The organism is Microcoleus sp. A003_D6, from assembly GCF_036702825.1.
Lineage (GTDB): Bacteria > Cyanobacteriota > Cyanobacteriia > Cyanobacteriales > Microcoleaceae > Microcoleus.
Genome location: NZ_JAUBWA010000218.1, coordinates 1 through 6314, shown reverse-complemented (window position 1 = coordinate 6314; position 6314 = coordinate 1). Strand labels below are relative to the sequence as shown.

1 protein-coding gene is annotated in these 6314 nt (G+C 47.4%); it reads right to left on the bottom strand.

Annotated features, from left to right (window positions below; genetic code table 11):
• Positions 1 to 172: 172 nt before the first annotated feature.
• Positions 173 to 5971 (bottom strand): trifunctional serine/threonine-protein kinase/ATP-binding protein/sensor histidine kinase, encoded by a 5799-nt coding sequence (locus QUB70_RS31265; protein WP_332985645.1) that lies wholly within the window; start codon positions 5969 to 5971, stop codon positions 173 to 175.
• Positions 5972 to 6314: the final 343 nt, after the last annotated feature.

Sequence of the window (6314 nt, the reverse complement as noted above, 5' to 3'; positions counted from 1 at the left end):
TCATTCTCTCCCGGCGCGGTGGCTCTAGTTCTTCTTTTGCCACCGTTCTCATCTTTAGTTAGTCTAAACTACAGTTTTTTAAAATTGGTATTAATTCCGATGCTACCGGATTTGATATCAGTCAGTCCCGGTGCGAATTCCCTTAATTAACACAATGATTTAGATCGGAATTTTAGATCGGAAGCGCAATCAGGAATTCGGTACCTTTGTCCGGTGCTGAATTAACTGAAATAGTGCCGCCGTGTTTTTCTACTACAATTTGATGAGCGATCGCCAATCCCAATCCCGTTCCTTTGCCAACCGCTTTGGTTGTAAATAAGTGCTCAAAGACTCGCTGCTTTACTTCATCGGACATTCCCATTCCATTATCTCGAATGCGAACGATCGCTTGTTGACCAGAGTCATCCAATCCTGTCTGAATTTCAATTCGGTTCGGATTGGCTGCGATGTCTCCAAAAGTGCGTTTCTGGCTGGCTTCTTCCAGTGCGTCGATCGCGTTTGCCATAATGTTCATGAAAACCTGATTCAGTTGTCCGGGGAAGCATGAGATAGCGGGAATACTGCCGTAGTCAGTCACGACTTCGATCGCGGGTCGAGATTCCGAAGCTTTGAGACGGTGTTTGAGAATCAGAATCGTGCTATCAATGCCTTCGTGAATGTTGAACGGAACCTTGTAGTCTTTGTCGGCTCTAGAGAAGGTACGCAGCGTCGCGCTGATGCTGCGAATGCGATCGACTCCCAGTTGCATCGAACCAATTAGTTTGGGTAAATCTTCGCGCAGGTAGTCCAGCTCGATCGCCTCAATTTCGTCTTGAATCACGGCACTGGGATTGGGATATTCCTGCTGATACAAATCAATCAATCCAAAAGTATCTTTAACATAATCCAGAGCGGGTTGCAAGTTGCCCGCAATGAAGCCAACCGGATTGTTGATTTCATGTGCGACGCCGGCAACTAAGTTGCCTAAAGCTGACATCTTTTCACTTTGTACAATCTGAAGTTGGGCGTTTTGCAAGTCTTGCAAAGCTTGTTCTAATTCCTGAGACTTTTGAAGAATAGCCAACTCAGCACGTTTGCGATCGCTGATGTTGACCGCGAATGTCAGGTGATATTCCTTTTCATTAAAAGTAATGTGGTTGATAGTAACTTCCACCGGATAGCAGATCCCCTCACTATTACGCATTCTGCTTTCAAAGGTCGCTGAACCTTGTCGATCGATCGATTGCCAATGGTCTGACCAACCTTCAATAGAGAAATCTGGGTTCAAATCATACAGGTATTTACTGAGAATCTCAGAGCGGGAGTAACCTATATCCCGACAGAAGGCATCATTGGCGTAGGAAATACGAGCGTCTGGCTCTACCCAGCATACGGGCGCAGTTACCCGATCGATCGAGAATTGCATCAATTTGGCATCTTCTAGCGCTTGCTGAACCTGTTGATAAAGACGGGCATTTTCCAGGGAGATCGCGGCTTGAGCGCATAGCATATTCATGAGTTCAACGCGATCGCTCGTGAATGCTCCAGTTGCTAAATTATTTTCTAGATATAAAATGCCCAACAACTTCCCTTGATGCAAAATCGGGCTGCACAAGATACTACAAGGCTGCTGACGAATGATATAGGGGTCACTGGCTAAAGTCCGATCGGTCGTCACATCCAGCAGCACAGCAGTCTGCCTTTCATGTTTCACTTTGTAAATCAGTCTTAAGGGAATGTCCTGGCTGTCCTCAATGGGAAGACGCTGCAACACGACTGGCTCCGTCCCCACAGCCATTGACCCTTTAATCAGCAGGCGATCGTCTTGCACGAGCATTAACACGCATTTATCAGCCCCCGCATTTTCGATGACGAGAGAAAGCAACGATGAAACCAGTTTTTCGAGTTCAATTTCTCCTGAGATAATTTGGGAAGCTTTGAGAATGGTAGCTAAATCTAAAGCCACAGAAACACTGCTACTGCTGGAAGTGCCGGAACTGGTGGAGGTAACACTCCCCAATGCGAAGATAGTTTCGTTAGTTGAGAAGAGAGAACGTGTTTGCTGGAGGATAAGGGCGAGGAGTTGGGGATAGCGTCGTTCCAAGTCGGCGACTTTGGCTTTAGCTCCCCAACGAGCATAGCCGTAGTAGGCTTGGGTCATGTATGCCTCCGCAATCGGCTGTTTACCCCAGTTGAGGTAAAATTTTGCCGCTAGTTCGTTAGCTAGTGCTTCTTCTTGAATGTAGCCGTGTTCTTTAGCAGACGCGATCGCGCGATCGTAGTAATCCATTGCTTCATACATTTGCCCCAACACTCGATACTGCTCTGCTTCAACCAAATAAAATTTGTGTAAATGGTTTGTGGGTGCATGGTTTGCCCATTGTTTGAGCTTCTTTTGGTTGTCAACAACTTCCTGGGGGAGGCAATCCCATTCTCTACCTTGAGTGTTTGGTAAGGTAGCAAGATAGGTCAATGAATTGTAAAAGTGAAACACCGGAACCATGAAACAGCCGGATACTCCATTCAAATATTGTTTGGCAAAAGCTGACACTTTAATTGCTTGATCCCACTCATTGAACAAGCAACAAAGAATTAATTTATTGATATAGAGTGTTCCCATTGCGTAAAGATCGTTTGCCTTCTGATGCAAGGGCAACATTATTTCCTCGTCATAGATTGCACCTTTAACTTCCCAGGAACAACTGCTCTGAGCGAGTAAATTCAAGACGGATTGATAAAAGACTCTGAGATAGTTGTGAGCAACTTCCTGTTTGAGTTGAGCCAATGCCTGACTGTAAATCCTCATTTCTGGTTCGAGGATTGACAAATCTTTTCCGAGAAAAAAGGACAGCGAACAGTAATTGTAGACACAGTAGGCAGCATATTCTAAAGTACCCATCTCCAGACCGCTGTGGTATCCGTCAAGTAAAGGAGCGAGTGATTCTTGAATATGATGTTTCCAAGGCTTCACAAATGGATAAACCATGTTAATCGTGCTGGCTTTAAATTCTCTATTATGGAAACGTGATAATAGTTCCATCGCCAGTTGACCAACGCGATCGCCTAAATCAATTTCCCCAAGATCGCACAAAATTACGCCATACCAAGCATAAGTTTGCGCTGATACAGCAGCATTACCGTATTCAACTGATAACTGAACTTGCTTGCACACGATTAAGGGCAGTAGTTCTGGAACCGCTTGATAGACTGCTGCTGTCACAGTTGCTAAAATTCGCATCACTGCCAGAGCTTGAAGGTCTGTCATCTTAGGCAGTTCCAGCAAATCTGCCACATCTCTTCCTTTTAATAAATCTTGAGTCTCTTGCAAAGTTTGAGTATTATCTGCGTTAGTCGGCTGCTCTGGAAACACCACTCCAAATAATTTCAAAGCAGAAAGAGCGGTTTTAATAGCTTGGGGCTGGTGACTCTGCGCGACATCAGCCAAAATTCTCACTTCATAAACTTTAACTTTGTCTAATAATTGACGAGCATTTTGCAGCACCTCATCAACTATCTGCTCCATTTGCTTAAAGTCACCGCTCAAACACGCTACTTCTGCGGCTAAATCATGCAGAGCCAAGGTAATGTCATAGCATTGCTGCCAACAATTTGCCCCGAGAAGTTGTATGCCTTTTGTTGCGTATTCGCTTGCTGCGAGGTAAGCTGTTGCAGATTTTGCTTTTTGTGCAGCAGCTAAGTTTAGCTTTGCTAACTCCTCGCGTTCAGTTTCTAAGCCAATTAAATCGGCTCCTTTATTTAACTGATTGACAATCTCAAAGATTTTTTCATCTTTTCCCGTTTGGCTGATTGCACTGAAAAGCAATTGCCCAATTTTTAGGTGCGTCTGTTGTTTTTGGTCGTCGGGAATCAGAGAATAGGCAGCTTGTTGGACGCGATCGTGCAGAAACTTGTAGGAAGCGGTCGTTTGTTGTTGACCCTCTACCAAAGATCGATCGCCGCTGAGGGACTCAGAATCATGATAAAACTTATAAACTTCGCTCTGCGGGAGGACTAGACCTTCCTGCAATGCTTTCCACAGATTCGCGGCGGTTTCCGTTTCTGATTGTTCTGAGACGATCGCCAATGTCGCCAAATCAAACTGATTGCCAATACAAGCCGCTAACTTCAAAATGTCCTGGGTTTGGGCAGGCAGCTTTTGCAGTTGCAGCGCCATGAATTCCACCACGTTATCAGTGATAGAGAGCGATCGCACCTGGGTCAGATCGCACTGCCAATGTCCGACTTGAGGATCGAACGCAATGTATCCCTCTCCATGCAGCGCCTTGAGAAACTGCGCGGCAAAGAAGGGATTGCCCTTTGTCTTTTGATAAATCAACTGGCTTAGCGTTTGGGCAATGGCTGTTACACATTGAAGGGTATCGGCAACTAGCGCACTCAAGCTCTCTTGACTCAACGGAGCTAAGGTGATGGTATTCACGGTGGCGCTGGCTTTGTTAAGTTCCTCCAGGGTTAGCATTAGCGGATGCGCTGGCGACACCTCATTATCGCGATACGCCCCGATCGACAGCAGGTAGCCGGCTTCGCGCTGACTCATCAACACCTGCATCAAGCTCAAGGAAACTGAATCTGCCCACTGCAAATCATCCAAAAACATCACCAATGGATGCTCGCTTGTCGTGAATACCTGAATGAACTTCTGAAACAGCAGATTAAACCGATTCTGCGCGGCACTGCCGGAAAGTTCTGCTACGGGTGGCTGTTCGCCCATAATCCGTGTTAGTTCAGGAACCACGTCGATGATGACTTGGGCATTCTCCCCCAACGCTGCCTGGATAGCTGTCCTCCACTGCGCCAGTTGAGCATCGCTTTCGCTCAGCAACTGTCCCATCAAGTCTCGGAATGCTTGCACAAACGCAGACAGGGGAATGTTGCGGTTGAACTGGTCAAATTTACCTTTAATAAAGTAGCCGCGCTGACGGACGATCGGCTTGTGCACTTCATTGACGACTGCGGTTTTGCCAATCCCAGAGAAGCCCGCCACTAACATCAACTCAGAAGCACCATTGGCAACATGACCAAATGCCTCTAGCAACGTCTGCACTTCTGATTCCCGTCCGTAGAGTTTTTCGGGGATGAGGAAGCGATCGCTGATATCTCGCTGTCCCAACTCAAAGCAGGTGTGCTTGCCTGTTTCTCGCCACTGTTCTAGGCAGGTCACTAAGTCATGTTTAAGTCCCAGCGCACTCTGATAGCGGTCTTCGGCGTTCTTCGCCATCAGTTTGCGGACAATCTCGCCCAGCATCAAGGGCAAATCGGGGTTGAGATCGCAGACGAAGGGTGGTTGCTTGGCAATGTGGCAATGCACCAATTCCATCGGGTCATCGGACCCAAAGGGCAGTTGCCCCGTCAGCAGTTCAAAGAACGTCACGCCCAGTGAGTAGAAATCGCTGCGGTAGTCAATGCCCCGGTTCATGCGTCCAGTCTGTTCGGGGGAGAGGTAAGCCAGGGTACCTTCGAGAATGTTCGGGCTCTGAATTTCTGGCGTTTCGCGCGGCAGCAGCGAGGCAATGGAGAAGTCAATCAGCTTGACTTGCTTGGTGTCTGGGTTAATCAGGATGTTGGCAAGTTTGATGTCTTTGTGGACGATCCGGTTACGGTAGAGGTCGTGCAGGATGTCGGAGATTTGCAGCGCGATCGGGCAGAATACATGGAGGCCCAGGGGTTTGCCCAGCGCGAACTGGCGCAGCGAGATGCCGCCAAAGTCTTCCATCACCAGAGCGTAGCCGTTACGGTAGGGTTCGAGACTGTAGGCTTGAATGATGCCGATCGAGCTCAGATGTTTGGTAATGGTGTATTGATTGCGAAACTGCACGAGTTCGCTGAAGGTAGGATGCTCCTGAAGAAGCAGTTTGATGACAACGGGTTGCTGGTTTGCTTTTCGCACTGCCCGGTACACTAGGGTGCGGGAGCCGGAGTAGAGTTGCTCCGTGATGTCGTAGTCGGAAAGGGCGATCGCGCGGAGCGTAAGCATAAAACCACTCAACCTATCTAATAAAATAAGTTTCCTTGCTAAAATGCCCCGCTTGAGAATTAGGGCTAACAAGGGTAACAACATCTGACCTCCAAATTAACACCGCCTCGACTGAGCGGCAATTCTCGTGAACGAACCTGACGGTCAACTGAGTACAGTTAGACAGCTAGACAGCTAGACAGCAGGCTTCTTTTTCCTTTTTCGCAAAGGCTTTTTTGAGTGACGGAGTTCCCCCGCCACTTTCGTAATTCAGACCAATCTTTTTGATAAGTTTGGCTGAATTTTCATCTCGATCCAAAGATTCTCCACACCGACAAGAATGCCACCGTTCCGACAAATCTTT